The organism is Haladaptatus sp. AB643 (assembly GCF_024136975.1).
GTDB lineage: Archaea > Halobacteriota > Halobacteria > Halobacteriales > Haladaptataceae > Haladaptatus.
Genome location: NZ_JAMYJW010000013.1, coordinates 1 through 19388, shown reverse-complemented (window position 1 = coordinate 19388; position 19388 = coordinate 1). Strand labels below are relative to the sequence as shown.

General features: G+C 60.4%; 24 protein-coding genes and 1 tRNA gene. 12 read left to right on the top strand and 13 right to left on the bottom strand.

All coding sequences use genetic code 11. From position 1 onward, the window contains the following. Window positions 1-59 precede the first annotated feature (59 nt). The 5 genes from NKF25_RS20405 to NKF25_RS20385 all read left to right on the top strand — a co-directional run bounded on the left by NKF25_RS20405 (window position 60) and on the right by NKF25_RS20385 (window position 3779). Entirely contained in the window at window positions 60-1127 is a 1068-nt protein-coding gene (locus NKF25_RS20405) for a M20/M25/M40 family metallo-hydrolase (protein ID WP_253228478.1), read from the top strand. A 60-nt stretch (window positions 1128-1187) separates the two neighbouring features. After that, the gene (locus NKF25_RS20400) at window positions 1188-1370 is read left to right on the top strand and encodes an LSM domain-containing protein (RefSeq protein ID WP_007977665.1); all 183 of its coding nucleotides are present in this window, start codon (window positions 1188-1190) and stop codon (window positions 1368-1370) included. Further along, window positions 1367-1543: a 50S ribosomal protein L37e gene (locus NKF25_RS20395; RefSeq protein ID WP_082837985.1), complete on the top strand. Its 177-nt coding sequence runs from the start codon at window positions 1367-1369 to the stop codon at window positions 1541-1543. Before NKF25_RS20400 ends, NKF25_RS20395 begins: the two co-directional genes overlap by 4 nt. 161 nt (window positions 1544-1704) lie before the next feature. Next, window positions 1705-3168, top strand: a complete 1464-nt coding sequence (purF, locus tag NKF25_RS20390; RefSeq protein WP_253228477.1) for an amidophosphoribosyltransferase — start codon at window positions 1705-1707, stop codon at window positions 3166-3168. A 59-nt stretch (window positions 3169-3227) separates the two neighbouring features. Continuing rightward, window positions 3228-3779: a hypothetical protein gene (locus NKF25_RS20385; RefSeq protein WP_253228476.1), complete on the top strand. Its 552-nt coding sequence runs from the start codon at window positions 3228-3230 to the stop codon at window positions 3777-3779. Window positions 3780-3789: 10 nt separating this feature from the next. Here NKF25_RS20385 and NKF25_RS20380 read toward each other — a convergent pair whose 3' ends face one another. The 3 genes from NKF25_RS20380 to NKF25_RS20370 all read right to left on the bottom strand — a co-directional run bounded on the left by NKF25_RS20380 (window position 3790) and on the right by NKF25_RS20370 (window position 6456). Next, a complete protein-coding gene (locus tag NKF25_RS20380) occupies window positions 3790-3963 on the bottom strand; it encodes a hypothetical protein (protein ID WP_253228475.1) in 174 nt (57 codons plus the stop codon). A 101-nt stretch (window positions 3964-4064) separates the two neighbouring features. Then, a complete protein-coding gene (locus NKF25_RS20375; RefSeq protein WP_253228474.1) occupies window positions 4065-4652 on the bottom strand; it encodes a DUF420 domain-containing protein in 588 nt (195 codons plus the stop codon). Window positions 4653-4734: 82 nt separating this feature from the next. After that, window positions 4735-6456: a hypothetical protein gene (locus NKF25_RS20370; RefSeq protein ID WP_253228473.1), complete on the bottom strand. Its 1722-nt coding sequence runs from the start codon at window positions 6454-6456 to the stop codon at window positions 4735-4737. 429 nt (window positions 6457-6885) lie between these two features. Between NKF25_RS20370 and NKF25_RS20365 the strand changes: the two genes are divergently transcribed. After that, window positions 6886-6970, top strand: a tRNA-Leu gene (locus NKF25_RS20365). Window positions 6971-7182: 212 nt separating this feature from the next. Here NKF25_RS20365 and NKF25_RS20360 read toward each other — a convergent pair. The 3 genes from NKF25_RS20360 to fni are packed head-to-tail and all read right to left on the bottom strand — an operon-like array spanning window position 7183 to window position 8911. Further along, entirely contained in the window at window positions 7183-7584 is a 402-nt protein-coding gene (locus tag NKF25_RS20360) for a thioesterase family protein (RefSeq protein WP_253228472.1), read from the bottom strand. Between the two features lie 51 nt (window positions 7585-7635). Then, window positions 7636-7830, bottom strand: coding sequence for an SH3 domain-containing protein (locus tag NKF25_RS20355; protein ID WP_253228471.1), 195 nt, complete (start codon window positions 7828-7830; stop codon window positions 7636-7638). 4 nt (window positions 7831-7834) lie between these two features. Further along, window positions 7835-8911, bottom strand: coding sequence for a type 2 isopentenyl-diphosphate Delta-isomerase (fni, locus tag NKF25_RS20350; RefSeq protein ID WP_253228470.1), 1077 nt, complete (start codon window positions 8909-8911; stop codon window positions 7835-7837). 157 nt (window positions 8912-9068) lie between these two features. Between fni and NKF25_RS20345 the strand changes: the two genes are divergently transcribed. Continuing rightward, entirely contained in the window at window positions 9069-9263 is a 195-nt protein-coding gene (locus tag NKF25_RS20345; RefSeq protein WP_253228469.1) for a hypothetical protein, read from the top strand. 3 nt (window positions 9264-9266) lie between these two features. Here NKF25_RS20345 and NKF25_RS20340 read toward each other — a convergent pair whose 3' ends face one another. After that, window positions 9267-9470 carry a TOBE domain-containing protein gene (locus NKF25_RS20340; protein WP_253228468.1) on the bottom strand — a complete coding sequence of 68 codons (204 nt, stop codon included), beginning with the start codon at window positions 9468-9470 and terminating at the stop codon, window positions 9267-9269. Window positions 9471-9578: 108 nt separating this feature from the next. Here NKF25_RS20340 and NKF25_RS20335 point away from each other — a divergent pair, with 108 nt between their 5' ends. Both NKF25_RS20335 and NKF25_RS20330 read left to right on the top strand, forming a co-directional pair. Continuing rightward, window positions 9579-10097 (top strand): multiprotein-bridging factor 1 family protein, encoded by a 519-nt coding sequence (locus NKF25_RS20335; RefSeq protein WP_253228467.1) that lies wholly within the window; start codon window positions 9579-9581, stop codon window positions 10095-10097. 32 nt (window positions 10098-10129) lie between these two features. Further along, the gene (locus tag NKF25_RS20330) at window positions 10130-11320 is read left to right on the top strand and encodes a DHHA1 domain-containing protein (protein ID WP_253228466.1); all 1191 of its coding nucleotides are present in this window, start codon (window positions 10130-10132) and stop codon (window positions 11318-11320) included. A 151-nt stretch (window positions 11321-11471) separates the two neighbouring features. Here NKF25_RS20330 and rpl12p read toward each other — a convergent pair whose 3' ends face one another. From rpl12p to NKF25_RS20315, 3 genes are read right to left on the bottom strand one after another with little or no spacing between them, the layout of a single operon-like run. Then, window positions 11472-11798: a 50S ribosomal protein P1 gene (rpl12p, locus tag NKF25_RS20325; protein WP_253228465.1), complete on the bottom strand. Its 327-nt coding sequence runs from the start codon at window positions 11796-11798 to the stop codon at window positions 11472-11474. 9 nt (window positions 11799-11807) lie between these two features. Then, on the bottom strand, window positions 11808-12842 hold the full coding sequence (locus tag NKF25_RS20320) for a 50S ribosomal protein L10 (protein ID WP_253228464.1): 1035 nt from the start codon (window positions 12840-12842) through the stop codon (window positions 11808-11810). 1 nt (window position 12843) lies between these two features. Then, on the bottom strand, window positions 12844-13482 hold the full coding sequence (locus NKF25_RS20315) for a 50S ribosomal protein L1 (protein ID WP_253228463.1): 639 nt from the start codon (window positions 13480-13482) through the stop codon (window positions 12844-12846). A 172-nt stretch (window positions 13483-13654) separates the two neighbouring features. On the opposite strand from NKF25_RS20315, the gene NKF25_RS20310 reads away from it, so the two are divergent. After that, window positions 13655-14401 (top strand): hypothetical protein, encoded by a 747-nt coding sequence (locus tag NKF25_RS20310; protein ID WP_253228462.1) that lies wholly within the window; start codon window positions 13655-13657, stop codon window positions 14399-14401. A 13-nt stretch (window positions 14402-14414) separates the two neighbouring features. Here the strand turns inward: NKF25_RS20310 and NKF25_RS20305 are convergent, their stop codons facing one another. Continuing rightward, the gene (locus tag NKF25_RS20305) at window positions 14415-14891 is read right to left on the bottom strand and encodes a 50S ribosomal protein L11 (protein WP_253228461.1); all 477 of its coding nucleotides are present in this window, start codon (window positions 14889-14891) and stop codon (window positions 14415-14417) included. 130 nt (window positions 14892-15021) lie between these two features. Continuing rightward, window positions 15022-15234 (bottom strand): hypothetical protein, encoded by a 213-nt coding sequence (locus tag NKF25_RS20300; RefSeq protein WP_253228460.1) that lies wholly within the window; start codon window positions 15232-15234, stop codon window positions 15022-15024. Between the two features lie 113 nt (window positions 15235-15347). Between NKF25_RS20300 and NKF25_RS20295 the strand changes: the two genes are divergently transcribed. Further along, window positions 15348-16457 carry a GTP-binding protein gene (locus NKF25_RS20295; protein WP_253228459.1) on the top strand — a complete coding sequence of 370 codons (1110 nt, stop codon included), beginning with the start codon at window positions 15348-15350 and terminating at the stop codon, window positions 16455-16457. 306 nt (window positions 16458-16763) lie between these two features. Here the strand turns inward: NKF25_RS20295 and sugE are convergent, their stop codons facing one another. Next, the gene (gene sugE / locus NKF25_RS20290) at window positions 16764-17081 is read right to left on the bottom strand and encodes a quaternary ammonium compound efflux SMR transporter SugE (RefSeq protein WP_253228458.1); all 318 of its coding nucleotides are present in this window, start codon (window positions 17079-17081) and stop codon (window positions 16764-16766) included. Between the two features lie 96 nt (window positions 17082-17177). Here sugE and NKF25_RS20285 point away from each other — a divergent pair, with 96 nt between their 5' ends. Continuing rightward, the gene (locus tag NKF25_RS20285; RefSeq protein ID WP_253228457.1) at window positions 17178-19106 is read left to right on the top strand and encodes an ABC transporter ATP-binding protein; all 1929 of its coding nucleotides are present in this window, start codon (window positions 17178-17180) and stop codon (window positions 19104-19106) included. The last annotated feature ends 282 nt before the right edge of the window (window positions 19107-19388 follow it).

The window sequence follows — 19388 nt, the reverse complement described above, 5'->3', positions numbered from 1 at the left end:
TCATACATTACCTCGTGGTATTCGGGGGGTTGAAGACGGACCATCGCCCGTTCACGGATATGGACGAAAAGCAACGCGGGTTTTTGGATTCTCTGTTGACGACACCCAGTCCGTCCGGATTCGAGGTGGAAGGCCAACGCGTGTGGGTCGAGTACGTTTCCGAGTTCGCGGACGAGGTTCGAACCGACGGGTATGGCAACGCCGTCGCCGTCGTCGAAGGGGACGGACCGGAAATCGCGTTTGCGGGCCACGCCGACCAGATCGGTCTCATCGTCGCCGGAGTCGACGAGGACGGCTTCCTCCGTATCGACCGGATCGGTGGCACCGACCGAACCGTGACGAAGGGCCAACACGTCGAAGTGCACACTGCTAACGGCGTGGTCAACGGCGTCGTCGGCCAACGCGCGATCCACCTGCGCGACCCCGAAGACGACGAGTTCGAGGACATCGTGGAACAACACGTCGATATCGGTGCCGAGAGCGAAGCGGAGGCCGAGGAACTGGTCGATGTGGGCGACCCGATCACGTTCGAGGCGACCATCAAGGACCTGCGTGGGACGCGAGTCGCCGGGCCGGGAATCGACAACCGCGTCGGAACGTGGGTCGCCGCCGAGGCGCTCCGCCGGGCGGCCGAACGCGACGTGGACGCGACGGTGTACGCCGTGAGCACGGTTCAAGAGGAACTCGGATTGCAGGGCGCGAAGATGGTCGGGTTCGATCTGAATCCGGACGCCATCGTCGCCATCGACGTGACACACGCGATGGACAGCCCCGACGTCGATGGGGAAGAGCAGTTCTCCGACCTCACCATCGACCTCGGCGGCGGGCCGGTCGTCGCACGCGGGAGCGCCAACCACCCCGAAGTCGTCGCCGCAGTGCGCACGGCGGCCGAGGACGCCGAAATCCCCGTTCAACTGCAAGCCGCCGGGATCCACACGGGAACGGACGCGGACGCCTTCTTCACCGCCCGTGGCGGCACCCCGTCGCTCAACCTCGGACTCCCGAACCGCTATATGCACACGCCCGTCGAAGTCATCGACACGGACGATTTGGACGCGTCGGCCGACCTGCTGGCAGAATTTGCGGTAGGGGCGAGCGGTCGAGACGGATTTTCGGTCGATATCTGACCGCAACCACGCGATTTCCGTTCCGGTACGTTTATCAACACAAACACTGGGATTGTTGATATGAGCGGACGACCACTCGACGTTCTCGAAGCGTCGTTGAACTCGGCAGTGACAGTACAGCTGAAAGGTGGAGAGGAGTACACTGGTACGCTTACGGGCTACGACCAGCACATGAACCTCGTCATCGAAGACGAAGACACAACCATTATACGCGGCGATAACGTCGTTTCGATTACTCCATGACTGGTGCAGGAACTCCAAGCCAGGGCAAGAAGAACAAAACGACGCACGTGAAATGCCGCCGTTGCGGTGAGAAATCGTATCACGTGAGAAAAGGTGTTTGCTCGTCGTGCGGCTTCGGTAAATCGAGCAAACGACGCGACTACGAGTGGCAGAGTCGAGCCGGCGACAACTAATCGCCTGCTGTTGATTTTCTCCCTCTTAAACCTCTCACCGACGAGCCGGCGGCTTCGTCTCCCGAATCGGTATTCACGGATGTGCATATTTCTCGCCTGCGGGCTGGGAAATACGGCACGATAACGAGGGTTTTTACTACTGTCCCCCGCTACAGGTAGCCATGTCAAGTGGCCGGGATGGAGACCTCGGCGGACCGACCGAGAAATGTGGCGTCGTCGGCGCGTCACTCGCCGGTCGGGACGCTGCTCGCCCCCTCTACTACTCGCTGTACGCCCTCCAGCATCGCGGGCAGGAGTCGGCAGGCATCGTCACACACGACGGCTTCCAACAACACGACCACGTCTCGATGGGCCTCGTCGGGGACGCCTTCACCGAGGAGGACATCGACGATCTGAAGGGAAGCGCCGGAATCGGTCACGTTCGCTATCCGACCGCCGGAAGCGTGGACAAGAGCTGTGCACAACCCTTCACCGTCTCGTTCAAGAGCGGATCGCTCGCGCTCTCGCACAACGGCAACCTCGTCAACTCCGAAGAGATCCGCGACGAACTCGCGGGGAAGGGCCACGCCTTTACGTCCGACGGTGACACGGAAGTCATCGCCCACGACCTCGCGCGCAACCTCCTCGAAGAGGACCTCGTTCGGGCCGTCAAGCGAACGATGAACCGGATTCACGGCTCCTACTCGCTCGCCATCATGCACGACGAGACGGTGCTCGGCGTTCGCGACCCGGAAGGTAATCGACCACTCGTCATCGGCAAGGTCGATGACGGCTACGTCGTCGCCTCCGAATCGGCGGCCATCGACACCATCGACGGCGAACTCGTCCGCGACGTGCGTCCCGGCGAACTCGTGGTGCTACAGCCGAACGGTGAGGGCTACGACACCTACCAACTCGTCGAACCGGAAGGAACCGCCCACTGCTTTTTCGAACACGTCTACTTCGCCCGTCCGGACAGCATCATCGACGACAACCTCGTGTACGAGGTGCGCCGCGAATTGGGGCGAAAGCTCTGGGACGAAAGCGGCATCGAGAGCGACGTGGTGATGCCCGTTCCCGACTCCGGGCGCGCGTTCGCCTCCGGATACGCCGAGGCCGCACAGGAGGACGGGTCGGGCGTCGAGTTCGCGGAGGGACTGATGAAAAATCGCTATGTGGGCCGGACGTTCATCATGCCCACACAGGACGAACGCGAACGCGCGGTCCGTCTGAAACTCAACCCCATCAAATCGACCGTCGAGGGGCGCACCGTCACCATCATCGACGACAGCATCGTCCGCGGGACCACTTCGACCCAACTCATCCAACTGCTCAAGGACTGCGGGGCCGAGGAAGTCCACATGCGAATCGGCGCGCCGCCCATCGTCGCGCCCTGCTACATGGGCATCAACATGGCCACCCGGGAGGAACTCATCGCCTCCGACAAGTCCGTCGAGGAGATACGGGAGACCATCGCCGCCGACAGCCTCGCCTACCTCTCGAAGGAAGCCATCGCCGACGCGCTTTCGGTCTCGCAGACCGACCTCTGTCTCGGCTGTGTCACCGGAAGCTATCCCTACGACATCGACGACGAGGAGACCGACCGCGACGTGAAGCGACCTGTTATCGAGGGTGCGAGCGACTGACGCCGCTCTAACGATGTAGTACGTACTTTTACCGTTCCCGCCGTGTAATTCGCGAATCTATGCCGTCTTCATCCGGCAGAAACGACCATCCGTGTCGTGCGACACGTCCCGCCCGTAGTCGCCGCCGCCGCGGTTGGTTCGGTCACGGGAAGACGAACACCAAGGAGAAGGGTAATTTCGGACGCTTTCTGGACGATATCGTCTACGCGTTCGCGGACGTTTCCGTTCCGCTCGTCCCGTTCCTCTGGTTCGTGATGGTCTCCATTCCCAACCGATTTTTCGGAGTAAAAACGTCGGCGTTGGTCGCGTGGACAACGATGGTCGTCGAAGTGGCCCTGATTCGTGGCGGGTGGCTCTCTCCGTTGGGGACCGAAACACCGGGTTGGGTGTCGTTGACGCCCTCCCTGTTGCTCCTTCGCCTTCTCTACTTCAACACGGTCCTCGCCGTCGTGGCTTACGGGGGCGGTTCGGTGGCGAAGACGATGGGATTGCCACTGGTATCCATCGTGGTTTCCGTGGTGGTTGCGGGCATTGGCGTCGGGGTGTTTCCACGATTAGCCGAGTTGTACTGTGACCGCTTTTTCGTTTCCGGAGTTCGTCCAAACGCGTGACACGACGGCGTTATTCCTCGTGCAGCAACCGCTCGATCTCCGATTCTGTCAGGACATCGAACAGGTTCGCTCCGTTCTCGTACTCGCGCCACTGTCGTGGCGTGAGGGAGGGACCACCGCGCGCTTCGAGTCGCTCCGCGAGCAGTTCGTCCAAATCGTCCGGGTCGTATCCCGGTATTGGCATGAACGAGATGTACGGGTCGGGAGTGGATATATCGTGTGGCTAGTTCGGTTTCGTGTGGTACGTTCGGCGCTAAAACCCACGAATTCGAGGGAATCTTCGAATCAGTACACCACGTACAACAATCCGTAAACGACCACGCCCAACGCGAAGGAGGTGAGCCACAACGACGCCGCGATCCGTCCCACGCGGGGGTGATTGGTGTTCGGGAGTTCGCTCACGGGATGGGATAGCGCGAGCAACAGTACGTAGTAGAGCAGCGGGATACAGACCATAGCGAGAACCATGTGTATCGCCAGTATCGGCAGGTAGACGAACTGTTTGACGGCCTTCGGCCCGGGGAACTCGGTCGGTCCTTCGAGCGACACCCGGTACAGGTAGAGACCGAGGAAGGCGACGAACAGGACGAGGCCGGTCATCATCCCGGTCCGGTGGCGCAGGAGGTGACCCTGTTGAATCGCGTGCCACGCCGCGCTGATGATGGCGATGGCCGCCACGCTGATTGCGGCGTTGAGGTGAGGAATCGCGGCGAGAAACGAGTTCGGCGCGCGCGGAATGGCGTGTTCGGGGACGACACCCAGTACCGCACCGAACACCAGCGCGAGCGAGACGATGCTCAGGAGCGCGGTCAGCGTCGGGACGTTGTTTCGGACAGTCGTATTCACACGCGCGGATTGAACCTCCGTCTGCATACCAGTTACCACTGACAGCAGGCGTTCGCGTATTTCTCGAAAAATCGTCTTTCAGTTGCTCTTCTCTGCTGCGAAGCCGTATCTACGCCGAATAGTTGTCCCGGACGAACTCCGTATCGGCGTGTTCGCCGAACGTGAGGTTGCCGTTCGAGAAGTCACAGTCCTTGACAACCGCGACTTTCGGGCCTTTAATGTTGAGGCGGCCGTTAACCTCACAGCCGACGATACGGGTATACATCTCCGCAGAGCTACGATTATCGACCGGCTGGAGCGTGTAGTTCTGCGCGTCGAAGTAGCAGTTCTCGGCGACGAATCGCTCGCTATCCCTGACGAGAATCCCTCGCCGGTTGGTGCTGTCTTTCGTCGTCGTATATTTGCAATCCCGCATCGTGACGCGAGCGTTGGGCGACTCTACTTGGGATGTCCAACTGCTCCCCGCTTTCTTCTCGAAGACGCAGTTTTCCATGACGATTTCGCCATCGTATACGAGTTCGAAAACGTCCCCGGTACCGCTATCCTCGACGTTGAGGTTCGAGCATCGCATGAACGCATCGGCGTCGGTTCCGTTGCGGATGAGTCGATTACCGCCGTTGTTCCGCACGATGGTAATGTTCTCGTAGACCGTGTTTCCGAGCTCTCCCCAAATCGCCTGTGCGGCGGGGTTAAAGTCGCTCGATGACGGGACGTTCGTGTTCGATTTCGCCGCTTCGTCATCGATTTCTATCAAGCAGTCACGTGCCGAATGACCGTCACCGAGTCGAATCGAAGTGAGGCCGCAGTTCTTGACGTGGCAGTTTTTGACATACACCTGCCCCGGGTGTGCTTTGAGGTACAAGCCGTTGTTGAGGAAGTTCGCGAGGTAACAGCCGTCGAAGACGAGTGTTCCGACGTTTCGACCGCCGCCCGCCGCGACGCCGATGAACTGGCTGGTTCTCGATTTGCCCGAGCGATACTCCCCACCATCGGGGAGTCGGATGTTCACGCGGCCGTAGCCGTCGGAAGCGGTCATCCCGAAGATGTTGCTGTCGATGTTGCCGACCCCATCCTGGCGTTTTCCGACGACTTCGACGTTTTCAACGAGCATGTTCTTCTCGGCCAAACAGAAGAGTGGTCGACAACCGGAGTTCGTGATATCGATGGTCAGGTTTTCCAAACGCAGCGTCTCGCGCGTTTTCGTGTCATCAGTGTACCCGAACCCGAGGAGTGGTGTCGTGATGTTCCCCGTCGCTTTTAGAATCGCGTCCCCTTTCCCGACCAACCCGAAGTTCGTGAACTGGTCGTGATTAAACGGTCCATCCATCTTGTACTCCCCGTCGGGGAGTACGATGAGCGTGTTGTCGCCCGCATACTGGTCGAGAAGGCTGTTGATGGACGTACCGCCACTCGGGTCAGCACCCTTTTCGACCAAATCGACTACGTTCCATCCGGAGATAGAGAGGTTGTCCACGTCAAGTCCGTCCTCGATGGACGAATTGACGTTGATCGGTCCAGCACTGCCGCTGCCGTCCTCCTGTGCACGTAAGAAATACGTTCCGGCGCTTTTGTCCCACAATTGAACTGCACCGCTTCCACTGCCGGACGACATCCACGAAGAGTAGGCCGTATTACTGGCTGCTTTGATGTCGTTAACGTTCAGTATTTGATACCCGTTCATGTCGAGGTCGCCCGACTGCGCCGCGCTCGCCATCCCGGTACTTGCGATTCCGAGACCCGCTAGCCCCGTGAGTGCCATCATTCCACGGCGTGTGAATTTGCTGTCGCCCGACGCGTCCGTCCTTTCTTCTCTGCTGATTTTATCAGACATCAAATTATAATTTAGATAATAAATACTTTATTATTTTCCACATAATACAGAATTCAAAAATTTAGAGAAATATTAACGGCTATCTCTCAATGGATTCACGAGCAAGGGACGAACTGCCACGAATAGCTATCGCATCGAGAAGCGATCGACGCTATTTCACTATTTTGTACAGTCGGTCACAGTCACAGGCGGGGCAGCGTTCGCAGGGAAGGTTGAACGCGCGGGCGCACTCCGGGCAAACGTAGTCCACACGTGTATTTCTCAGCCGGGAGATGAAGCCAATCGACATCAATTCAGAATCGTTCGGACCAATAATTAGCGTATTGGACGTACTCTGTCACATCTATGCGAACCTATGCCGTTGCTGAGTAAAATGAAAGGCCTTTTATTAGCCCACCATCTACCATTGAGTGCAGACAGACACAGCGGGCGTGGGTAGCCAAGCTAGGCCAACGGCGCAGCGTTGAGGGCGCTGTCCCGTAGGGGTCCGCCGGTTCAAATCCGGTCCCACGCATCGCATGCGCGGCTTTGCCGCGAACACGTGAGGCGGTGTAACCGCCGAACACGATGCAGGTGATCTCCTTCGAGGACATCACCCACGCACAATTCCTACCGAAAACAACTTCTCACCAGCCTCGGCTGGTTAGTTTTCTCTCGAAGTATCGTCCGGTAGCACCGGCTAGCTCGATTTTCGAAACGGAAACTCCCAAAACGTAGCGATAGCCGTCAGAGTCCTTCGTGCGTGGTGATCCTGTCGCGCCACTCGGATGGGATGGGTCGCGGTTCCTCCCCGTTCTCGTCGAACACGACCTGCACGATTTCGGCGGTGGCGGCCGGTTCGCCCCCCGCGCGAATCTCCTGTTCCATCGTGACGCTGGTGGTTCCCATGTCCGTGACGCGCATGGCGACGGTCACGTCGTCCTCGGCCGTTATCGACCGGAGATAATCGATTTCGAGATGGGCGATGACGCCGGAGATGTCGGTGGGTGAGATGCCGAGAACGTCCTCGAAGTAATCGACTCGCGACTGTTCGAGGAACGTCACGTAGATGGCGTTGTTGACGTGTCCCATCGTGTCGAGGTCACGATAGCGTACTTCGATGTCCGTCGTGTAGCCGAACTCGTCCATACTCCTCGTAGCGCCAAGCGGGTAAACCGTCTGTCGATTCCGGCCGAACTATCACGTTTTTCGAAGGTTCCGCGATGTGACCCACCCCGCCGTGCCCGCCGAATCGACACACCAGAGCCAACCGTCCCACTCGATATCCCGCTCACTCACTTCGATTTCGTTGCCCTTCGAAACCGTGATCGGGTCGGGGAACTCGGACTCGTGTGCCTCGGTCACTCGATACGTCCCGCTCTCGTCGGAGTTCACGGCTCTATTGTCCACCGTCTCGACGTTGGTCGATGAACTCCTTGGTCCGACCGAGGAGGACGTACTCCGTCTCCTGTAACTCCGCGACGGAATTCGCCCCCGAAACGAACATCGCGGTCGTCAGTTCCGCGCGGAGGTCGCCGATCAGGTCGATAACCGCTTCGGACCCGCGGCCCGCCGGTTGGAGGAACGGTTTCGCCAGGCCGCCCGCTTGTGCGCCCAACGCGATCGCTTTGGCGATATCGAGCCCGGACCTGACGCCGCCACTGGCGACGACACAGGAGTGTGCGTCCGCGGCTTCGACGGTGCTGACGGCGGTCGGAATCCCCCAACTCCGGAACAGGTTCCCGATCTTTGCGTGACGGTCCGCACCGACCGCACTCGCTCGATACGCCTCGACGCCGGACCACGTCGTTCCGCCCTTGCCTGCAACGTCGAGGACGTCGGCACCGGCGTCGGTAAGCCGCTGTGCGGTTGCGTTCGAAATCCCGCTCCCCGTTTCCTTGACGATGACGGGGACGCTCAACTCGGACGCGACCGTTTCGACCTGCTTGAGGCAATCCCGCGCGTCGATATCGCCTTCCGGCTGTGCGGCTTCCTGCAGGAAGTTGAGGTGAATCGCCATCGCGTCGGCGTCGATCATCTCTACCGCCCGTTCGACGCCCTCGACCCCGTACTCCGCGAGCTGTGCCGCACCGATGTTGCCGTAGAGGAACGCATCGGGCGCGACGTCCCGAACGACGGTGAACGACTCCATGAGTGCTTCATCCTCGGGTTTCTCCAACCCTGCACGTTGACTTCCGACACCCATCGCGATCCCGGTCTCCCCCGCGGCCCGTGCCAACGCTCGATTGATCTTCGTCGTGTTCGGATGGCCGCCGGTCATGCTCTCGATGACGATGGGGGCGGCGAGTTCGTGACCACAGAACTCGATGGACGTGTCGATGTCGTCACGATGAATCTCGGGGAGCGCCTCGTGAATCAACTGCACGTCGGAAAACCCGCTGCCGGGCGTCTCGACGTCCTCTTCGAGTATAATCTCGATGTGATCGTCCTTTCGGTCGGACGTTTCTGGTTCCATGATGTACTCCTACGGAGAGACCCCCATCAAATACCTGATTCGGATTCTCGTGGGGGCGTTCCAAACTTACCACGGACCGTTTCGACCCGAAGTCAGGATATCCGATAATCGTTCTCGCATCGGCATCTATATATCCGATTTGATATTCGACATAAATATGTCCGAGAATTTCGATGAACGGTACCTCATTTGGACGATTATCGGCGTCGCAATCCTCACCTTCCTATACAGCATTTTCATCAATCAGCGGTTCTTCGCGTGGTTCCGTATCGTTTTCCCGCTCATCGGATTGTACCTATTCTGGCGATTCGTTCGCGCCGTCGAACGAATCGCCGCGTCGATGGAGCGATGAGTTTCAGTCCGACCGGACCATGACGTCTGTCGCCTTGACCACGGCGGTCAGTTCCATCCCCTCCTCGATTTCGAGGTTCTCGGCCGATTCGCGGGTGATGACGGCGGCGACTTCGTCGTCACCGACGTCCAGAATCACTTCCGCGGTCACGTCGCCCGTTTCCACTGCCACCACTTTCCCATCGAGTCGATTTCGTGCGCTGAGCATCTTCGATACCCCGGAACGACCACGACGAGGCCGTGGATAAGCGTTCGGGCGCACTTTGCTCCGGAAATCAAACGCGATATTGAAATGTAGTCCCTTCCTAACGGGGGTATGGCAAAATACTCGACCGGGAATTCGTCCGGAAACGGTAGCGGCGGTTCCTGTGAACTCTGCGGGAAAGCCTCCGACTCGCTGAGCGAGGCGAGCGTCGCAGGCGCGACCCTGCAGGTCTGCAAGGACTGTGCGAGCCACAACGACGCCGCGGAACCGAAGGAAAAGCGGGAAACTGGCGGAAATCAGCTGAGCGAGCAGGACCGCAAGCGTCGCGCCGCCCAGCGCACGGCGCGCATGGACGACGCCCGCAAGGGAGATGCACGCCACTGGGAAGAGGAGGGGACGAGCTACGACAGCGACCCGCTCCCGTATCTCGTCTCCGACTACGGCGACCGCGTCGTCGAGGCGCGACAGGAGGCCGGACTGCAGTCCGGTGAACTCGCGGACGAACTCGGAATCGATGAAGACGACCTGCTCGCAGTCGAACAGAGCCGAGCCAACCGCGCGAGCGTCGGCGGGTCGGTCATCGAGGCGCTGGAGGAACGCCTCGACCTGACGTTGTCGGAGTCGGCGTAGCGTTTTTGTCCGCCCGTTTCGCACGAACGGGTATGACTCACGCGCCAGCAGAGCCGTATCGAACGAGCTTCGAGGCGACCGTTTCGGACGTCGATGGCACCGATATCATCCTTTCGGAGACGTATTTTTACGCCGAAAGCGGCGGCCAACCGGCCGATAGGGGTACGCTCGACGGGATTCCGGTCGTGGACGTACAGAAACGACACGGCGAAGTGGTTCACAGCCTCGAAACGACGCCCGACTTCACCGAGGGGGACGAAATCAGCGGCCAGATCGACGAGGAGTTTCGCACCTACTGCATGCGCTCGCACACGGCGAGCCACGTCCTGTACGGTGCGGGTCGACGAATCTTGGACGATCTCGGCTACGGTGGCTTCGACATCGGCGAGGAGAAAATCCGCGTCGATTTCCAGACCTCGACGGACATCGGCGACGGGGTTCTCGCGGAACTCGAACGCCTGACGAACCGCGCGGTATGGGACTCGATACCCGTTTCGTGGGAGGAAGTCCCGAAGGAGGAAGCGCTGGAGCGGGAGGAAATCGCGTTCAACACCAAAACGGAAGAGGGCGTGCTGAGCGGTTCGAACACGGTTCGCGTGGTCGATATCGACGGCTGGGACGTGGCGGCCTGTGGCGGCACGCACGTCGAGAACACCCGCGAAATCGGCCCGGTGACGATCCTCGACCGGTCGAACCCCGGCGAGGGCATGACGCGCGTGGAGTTCTCCGTCGGCCCGCCAGCCATCCGTACGCGGACGGAGGAAAAACTGAGCGCGCTGGATGCCGCACGAATCGCGGGAACCGGCGTTCGGGATTTGCCCGACGAAATCGCCCGACTTACCGACGAAATCGATGCGCTCGAAGCCGAGTTGGCCGACGCGAAATCACAACTCGTCGGGGCAACCATCGCGGAACTCGCGGAGGAGACCGTCGTCCGGAACGGTCACGAGTGGCTGGTCGGAACCATCGACGGCGTCGGACCGAACGAACTGAGCGACAGGGTGCGGGAACTCGCGGGTGAGACGGCCGACGTGGTCGCGCTTGCCGGAAAAGACGGCTCCACGTTCATCGTCGTCGGTACTGCGGGAGAAGTCGATGCTGGCGACGTGGTGGACGACGTAACAGCCGAGTTCGGCGGCGGCGGTGGCGGCAGTCCGACGTTCGCACAGGGCGGCGGTCTATCGGCGGACCCGGACGAAGTCGTGGCGTATCTGCGGGAATAGAATTCTACACCACCCCCAACTTTCGAAGACGAACGTCAACTCCCCAGCAATCACATCGAAACCGCAGAACCATCCCGACAGTCACGTCCGCGAACGCCGTCGCTCTCCACGCGGCGTCCGAAAGAAAGTGTTCGAGTTGAAGTCGTCGCGTTTAGCCGAAGAGTTCGCCGAGGCCCTCGCCACCGGCGTCCTCGTCCTCGTCGTCTTCTTCTTCTTCTTCAGCGGCTTCCTCTTCTTCGGCTTCGTCAGCAGCGCCTTCGTCGTCGCCACCGGCAGGTGCAGCGGCACCACCAGCGGGGACGGCGGCGGCCTGTTCGACGGCCTCCTCGATGTCCACGTCTTCGAGTGCGGCGACGAGCGCCTTGACGCGGGACTCTTCGACGTCGACGCCAGCAGCGTCGAGCACGTCCGTGAGGTTGTCTTCGTTGATCTCTTCGCCCGATTCGTTCAGGATGAGTGCTGCGTAGATGTATTCCATGGTTAGTAATTATCCGAACATCGCGCCGAGACCTGCGCCTGCGTCTTCGTCGTCATCATCGTCGTCGTCATCGTCTTCAGGCTCGGCTTCAGTTGCTTCTTCGTCAGTCGATTCTTCTTCCTCGGCCGCGTCGCCCGTTGCAGGTGCTTCGACACCGCGAAGCTCCTCAGGCAGCGCGTCCTCGTCGTCGATTTGTGCGGCAAGTCCGCGCAGTTGTGCGTCCGCTTTGCTCACGAGGTCCGGCACGACGTCCGGGCTCTCGATTTCGGCCTGCAGGCCGAGGCTCTTGGCCTCGCCCGTGGCCTTCGAAATGAGCAGCGGTGCGGTCTGCTCGGTCGGGTACACGGCGTTGACCGAGAGGTTGCGGGCAAAGGCCGCAGCCGTCTCGATGTCCGTGCGGTACTCGTCCACGTCGATGGCGAGTTCGTCCGACTCGAACATGACGCCGTCCGAATAGACGGCGCGCAGGTCGAGACCGACCTCTTTCGGCTCCATGCCGAGTTCGGCGAGGACGTTCGCGAGTTCTTGCGAAACCTCGTCGCCTTCCTCCGCGACGAGGCTGTCCTCGGTCACGTGGATGGAGCCATCCATGATCCGTGCGGATGCTCCGGCTTGCTGGAGTTCGCCGACGAACGGTCCGGGGTCGACACCCGTGTCACCCTCGGGAATGAGGATGTCGTTCGGGGAGATCTCGCCGGCCGAGATCGGTGCCGGACTCTTCGAGGCTTCCAGTTCCTTGTACAGGCCGAACGGGTTGTCGTTCGTCCCGATGAGGCCGATCTGGCCGGAGATGTACTCCTCCAGGTCGTCGAACCCATCGCCGACGGCGTCGAGCGCGCGCTGCACCAGCGTGTTACGGCTGACGCGAAGTTCCGCGCTTCCGTGAAGACCGCGGCGCATGTTCTGGAGCTGTTTGCTCGGAATGCCGGTGATGTTGACGACGCCGACACTGTTGTAGTTCTCGACGAAATCCGTCAGCTCAGCGACTTCCTCGCGCTTCCACTCCGGAATGTGCTCTGTCTTGTGTTCGGCTTCTGCGGACATTTTAGGCAACCTCCACCGACGGTCCCATCGTCGTTTTCACGTAGATAGTATCGACGTTGAGCGGTCCTTTCTCCAGATTGGAGTGAAGACGCCGAACGATAACGTCGATGTTCTCGGAGATGTCATCGGCGGACATGTCTTCGGCGCCGACGAGCGTGTGGAACGTTCGTCGGTCACCGCTCCGAAGCTGGACGGTGTTTTTCATCCGGTTGACCGTTTCGACGACGTCGTCGTCGGGTTGCAACGGCGTCGGCATCTTACCGCGCGGACCGAGAACGGTACCGAGGTATCGACCGATGTCTTGCATCATCGACGCCTCGGCGATGAAGAAGTCCGTTTCGTCCGCGAGGTCTTTTGCCGCGTCGTTGTCATCGCCCAAGTCTTCCAGTTCGTCGCCCGAGAGAACGTCGTCCGCGACGTCCTCTGCGCGAAGGGCTGTCTCACCCTCCGCGAAGACGACAATCTTGGTATCTTGGCCGGTTCCGGACGGGAGTACGATACTCTCGTCGACACGATTCGACGGATCGTTTAAATCGAGGTCGCGCAAGTTGATTGCGAGGTCCACCGTTTCGCGGAAATTCCGCTCGGGTGAGTCCTCGAGTGCGCGAGAGACTGCTTGCTCTATCTCATTATTTGCCATCGTTCACCTCCGTAGTACGCAGGAATGCTCCTACGGGTCAGTGAAACAGGCCATGCCTGTCTCACCCGAATTTGACGCATGCGGAACTTAAACCCGTCGAACCATTTCGGCGAAATACCCCGCCGAGCCACCATTGGTTTGCGGTTTGGGCACGAATCACGTGCAGACAGCGATGACGACATCGACGCTTCTCACCGGCCTCGTGGCCATCACGCTCGCGTCCGTGCACCTCGGCGCCGGGCAGGTACGCGCGTTTCGAGGGATACCGCGAAACTACTGGCTCTCGATCGCTGGCGGGGCATCCGTCGCCTACGTCTTCGTCCACGTCCTCCCCGACCTCAAGGGCGGGACGATACTCGAATCGGTTCCGCTCCTCGCCGGATTCTTCGAGCGCCACGTCTTCCTCGTCGCGCTCGGCGGATTCGCGCTGTTCTACGGATTGGAACGACTCGCGGAGGAATCGGGATACGAGAATCGTTCTATCGATCCGAAAAGGACCACCCGACCGGGGACGACCATGAGCGTCTTCTGGATTCACGTCGGCGCGTTCACGACGTACAACGCGCTCATCGGCTACCTGCTCGTGCATCGGGAGCAACCGGGAATCATCAGCCTCCTGCTGTACGCGACGGCCATGGCGCTTCACTTCATCGTCAACGACTACGGCTTTCGGGACCACCACCGGGACACCTACGACCGGGTCGGCCGCTGGGTGCTCGCCGCCGCCGTCGTCGTTGGCTGGGGGATCGGTATCGCCACGCACGTGGACGAAGCCGTCGTGAACACCCTCTTTGCGTTCCTCGCCGGTGGCGTCATCCTCAACGTAATCAAAGAAGAACTCCCGGAAGAACGGCGCAGTCGCTTCTGGGCGTTCGCACTCGGTGCCGGTGGCTACTCCGCGATACTGCTGTGGATATGAAGAAGAATCCAGTTTACGCCGCGAGCGCGTCGTCGTACTCGCCGGCGTCCACTTTGGCTTTGAACTCGCGTGCGTTGTCGCCCTCGATGGTGACACCGAGCGAGGCACACGTTCCGACGACTTCCTTCGCCGCGTTCTTCGTGTCGTAGGCGAGGAGGTCGGGTTTCTTCTGTTCGGCGATCTTTTTCACTTGGTCGATGGAGAGGTCGGCGACGAAATCCTTCTGGGGTTCACCGCTGCCAGTATCGAATCCGGCCTCGTCCTTGACGAGCGCCGCCGTCGGCGGGACACCGATTTCGAGGCTGAAGCCGCCGTCGTCCTCGACGAAGACGGTGACCGGCACTTCCGTGCCGTCGAACGCAGCCGTCTGCTCGTTGATCTCGTTGACGACTTCCTGAACGTTGACCGCCGTCGGGCCGAGTTCCGGGCCGAGTGGTGGGCCGGGGTTGGCCTGTCCACCGGGGACGAGTACTTCTATCGTATCTACCATACGTATCCGAAATCTCGCCGGAGTTTTAAGGATTTCTTTTCGGGTGCTGGAGAACGGTGGGATCGGCTCTCCGCGGGTACGAACGGTTCCCTAGGTCTGCGGGAGGAAACGAACGGCGTCTGTAGCTCGTTTACGGCAGGCTGACGCCGTGCCGTCCCAAAAATCGACTCGCGTTCTTGATCTCGACCGGACTGCCGATGAGACGGAGCCACTCGTCGCATTCGCCGCTCGCCGAAACGATCGTCAGCATGAAGTTGTGTTCGAGTTCGCAGCGGATCCCATCGAGCGTGTCGCGGTGGAGGACGATTTGCGTGCTATCGCGGAGACGGGCAGGATCCGGCATTTGACTTCACATCATGTGACAGGCCGAAACGTATTAACGTGTCGAATTAAGGGACAAAATCCCGCTGACGAGAAGGAACAAGTTTTTCGGCAGTCACGGCTGACGTGTTCCTAATGGGACTGGAGGAGGAAATCGAAGCACTCCGCGAGGAAATCTCGGACACGCCGTACAACAAGTCCACCGAGAGCCACATCGGTCGGCTGAAGGCGAAACTCGCGGAGAAAAAGGAGAAGCTACAGAACCAGTCCTCCGCCGGTGGCGGAGAGGGATACGCCGTCGAGAAGACGGGTGACGCAACCGTCGCATTCGTCGGTTTCCCCAGCGTCGGCAAATCGACGCTGTTGAACTCGCTCACCGCCGCGGAGAGCGAAGTCGGTTCGTACGATTTCACCACTCTCAACGTAAACCCCGGAATGTTGCAGTACAACGGCGCGAACATCCAACTCCTCGACGTGCCCGGACTCATCGAAGGTGCCGCCCACGGCCGCGGCGGCGGGCAGGAAGTCCTCTCCGTGGTTCGTGCGGCCGACCTCGTCGTCTTCGTCCTCTCCGTCTTCGAAATAGATCAGTACGAACGTTTGCAGGAGGAGCTCTACGAGAACAAGATCCGATTGGACTCCACGCCGCCCAGCATCTCCATCGCCAAGAAGGGCCGCGGTGGCATCCGTGTCACGTCCAGTGCGGACCAGGACATTTCCGAGAACGTGATCAAGGAAGTCCTCCGCGAGCGCGGGTACGTCAACGCGAACGTCACCCTGCGCGAAAAGGTGGACATCGACCGCCTCATCGACGGCATCATGGACAACCGCGTTTACCTCCCGTCGATGGTGACCGTGAACAAGGTGGACCTCATCGAGCACGACTACGCCGAAAAAGTCCGCGGAGAACTCCGCGACCACGACATCGACCCGGACGAAGCCGTGTTCATCAGCGCCGAGAAGGAGAAGGGACTCGACGCGCTCCGCGAAAAGATTTGGGAAGAGCTCGGCCTCATGCGGATCTACATGGACAAACCCGGACGCGGCGTCGATTACGAGGAGCCGCTCGTCCTCCCGAAGGGCAGTACCATCGAGGATGCCTGCAACCACCTCGGCGGCGAGTTGGGTCAGCGATTCCGCTTCGCCCGCGTCAGCGGTCCGAGCGCCAAGCACGACGAACAGCAGGTCGGCGTGGAACACGAACTCGCGGACGAGGACGTGCTTCGGTTGATTCTCCGAAAATAGGGACGGCTCGGGCGTGTCTGCTTGGGGAGTTTTGTGATTACAGTTGCCCAGTGATTGGTTTCGAGAACTTCTGACCGTTCGCTACAAACGGGATTTGGCTCTGTCGTGACTGCGATTTCCGAGCGGCAACGAAACCACCGCACCACCGCACCACCACCGCACCACCACCGCACCACCACCGCACCGCCCGCAACGACCACGCACCTCTCCAGCCGATTCGCTCCAACGTGTTCAAAAATCTCCGATTTTTCTAAGCCATGATCGAGGTTGCTAACAGCACTGCTCCGGACAAATCATCTCGTGGGGTTAGCCGGAGACGAGATTCAGGCCGACGATTCCCACCACGATCACCCCGATAAACAGTATCCGCAGAACGTCGGCGGATTCGTCGAAGAGGGCGATACCGAGCGTCGCGGTTCCGACCGCTCCGATACCGGTCCAGACGGCGTAGGCGGTGCCGACGGGGAGCGTCTGGAGGGACTTCGCCAGCAAGGCCATGCTGACGACGAGGGCGACGACGGTGAAGACGGAGGGCCAGAGTTTCGAGAAGCCCTCGGAGTATTCGAGGCCGATGGCCCACGCGACTTCGAACAGTCCGGCGACGACGAGCAGCTTCCACGACATGATTCGGATTTCGGGACGGGCGGGAGCTATGTCTTGCGTTTCCCAGCCTGCCGAGACCCATGACTCTTTATGAATTCCTTCTGAACCGTTCACGGAATGAGTGCCGACGAGGTCGACCCGGAGGAGTTGGGGGAGGAAGTGGAACGACCGATGGTTCGGTTGTTCACCGAATACGGGGAGGATCACTACCATTGGTTCATCATCGGATTGGTGACGAGCCTGCTGTCGCGGTTGCTGTCGCTCGTGCCGCCGCTCGTGCTCGGCGTCGCTATCGATTCGGTGTTCGCCAAGTCGTTCAATAGCAATGCGTACTCGCTCTATTTCGTCCCTCAGTCGTGGATTCCGACGACGCAGATGGGCCAGTTCTGGTTCTCGGCCGAAATCATGGGCGTGGCGATGGTGCTCGCGGCGTTCTGTAACTTCGCACGGTCGTCCAGTCTGAACCTGTTCTCCCATCGCGTCAAACACGAAGTGCGGACCTCGACCTACCAGTGGATGCAACGGTTGGATATGACCTTCTTCGACGACCACAAGACGGGCGAGTTGATGAGCGTCCTGAACAACGACGCGAACCGCCTCGAACTGTTCCTCGACAATATGATGGGGAGCGCCGTCCAGTTGTTCGTCCTCATCGTCGGCATCGGCGCGATTCTCTTCCTGACCAGTCCACAACTCGCGCTCGTCACGATGGCCGTTATTCCCGTCGCGGCGCTGTTCACGTGGTGGTTCATGAAGCGGATCGAGAAGTTCTACTCGGGGGTTCGGTCGTCGGTCGGGAACCTGAACACGCGACTGGAGAACAACCTCGCCGGAATCGAGGTCATCAAAACCAGCGGAACGGAGTCGTTCGAGGACGAGCGCGTTCGGAAGGTCTCCTACGACTACTTCCGCCGGGATTGGCAGGCGCTCCGGATGAATTTCATTTATCGACCGGGAATGCAGTTGCTCACCTCAATCGCGTTCGCCGCGACGTTCGTCGTCGGGGGACTGTGGCTCCTCTCCGGCCCGCCGCTCGGCTTTTCGGGCGGTACTCTCCGCATTGGCGACCTCGTCACCTTTCTCATCCTCACCCAGCGCATGGTCGAACCGCTCACGCAGATGAGCGAGGTGGTGGACCGCTACGAGGACGCCAAGGCCTCCGCACGACGCATCTTTGGTCTGCTCTCCATCGAACCGGCCATCACGAGCGACCCGGACGCCGTGGCGCTGGATGCCGACTCCGTGGACGGCCGCGTCGAATACGACCACGTCGACTTCGCGTACGAGGACGACCACGAGGTCCTCTCGGACGTGACGTTCACCGCCGACCCCGGCGAGACGGTCGGCCTCGTCGGCCCGACCGGTGCCGGGAAGTCCACCATCTGCAAACTCCTCCCGCGCCTCTACGACGTGACGGGCGGCGCGATTCGGGTGGACGGCCACGACGTGCGGGAACTCACAGTCGAGAGCCTACGCGGGCACATCGGCTACGTCGGGCAGGACACCTTCCTCTTCGACGGCACCGTGGAGGAGAACATTTCGTATGGGGCGTTCGACGCGACCCGCGACGACATCGTGGCCGCCGCGAAGGCCGCCGAGGCACACGATTTTATCACCAACCTCCCGGACGGCTACGACACGCGGGTCGGCGAGCGCGGCCTGAAACTCTCGGGCGGTCAGCGCCAGCGCATCTCGATTGCTCGGACGATTCTGGCAGACCCCGAACTGCTCGTGTTGGACGAGGCGACGAGCGCGGTGGACACGGAGACGGAGATGCTCATCCAGCGCAGTCTCGACCGACTCACCGAGAACCGAACCACGTTCATCATCGCCCACCGCCTCTCGACGGTGAAGGGCGCGGACACCATCCTCTCCGTGGAGGAAGGGGAAATCGTGGAGCGCGGCACGCACGAAGAGTTGCTCGACAACGACGGACTGTACGCCAACCTCTGGCGCGTGCAGGCCGGGGAAATCGATGCGCTGTCTGAAGAATTTGTGTTGGAAGCCTCCCGGCGAGCGAGTGCGAGTCAAGTGAGTCGGGAATAGGTTGGGAGAGACGGGTTGGGTTGTTTTGTGATTGCAGTTGCGAAACGGTAGCATTGAAAGTCCATGCTCGCTACGTAACCGATTTTCTGGTTCTGTTGTGATTTCAGTAGCCGAGCGGCAATGAAGACCGCAACCGCCACCGCCCACACACCTCCCCAGCCGATTCCTTTCGTCGCTGTCGCTCCCTTCGTCATCTCTCGCACGGTATCGGCAGCGACCTTCGGACGACCGCTGGTTCACGGTTTCACCGGACTCCGTCCGGTTGACCGCCAAGCAACGCTT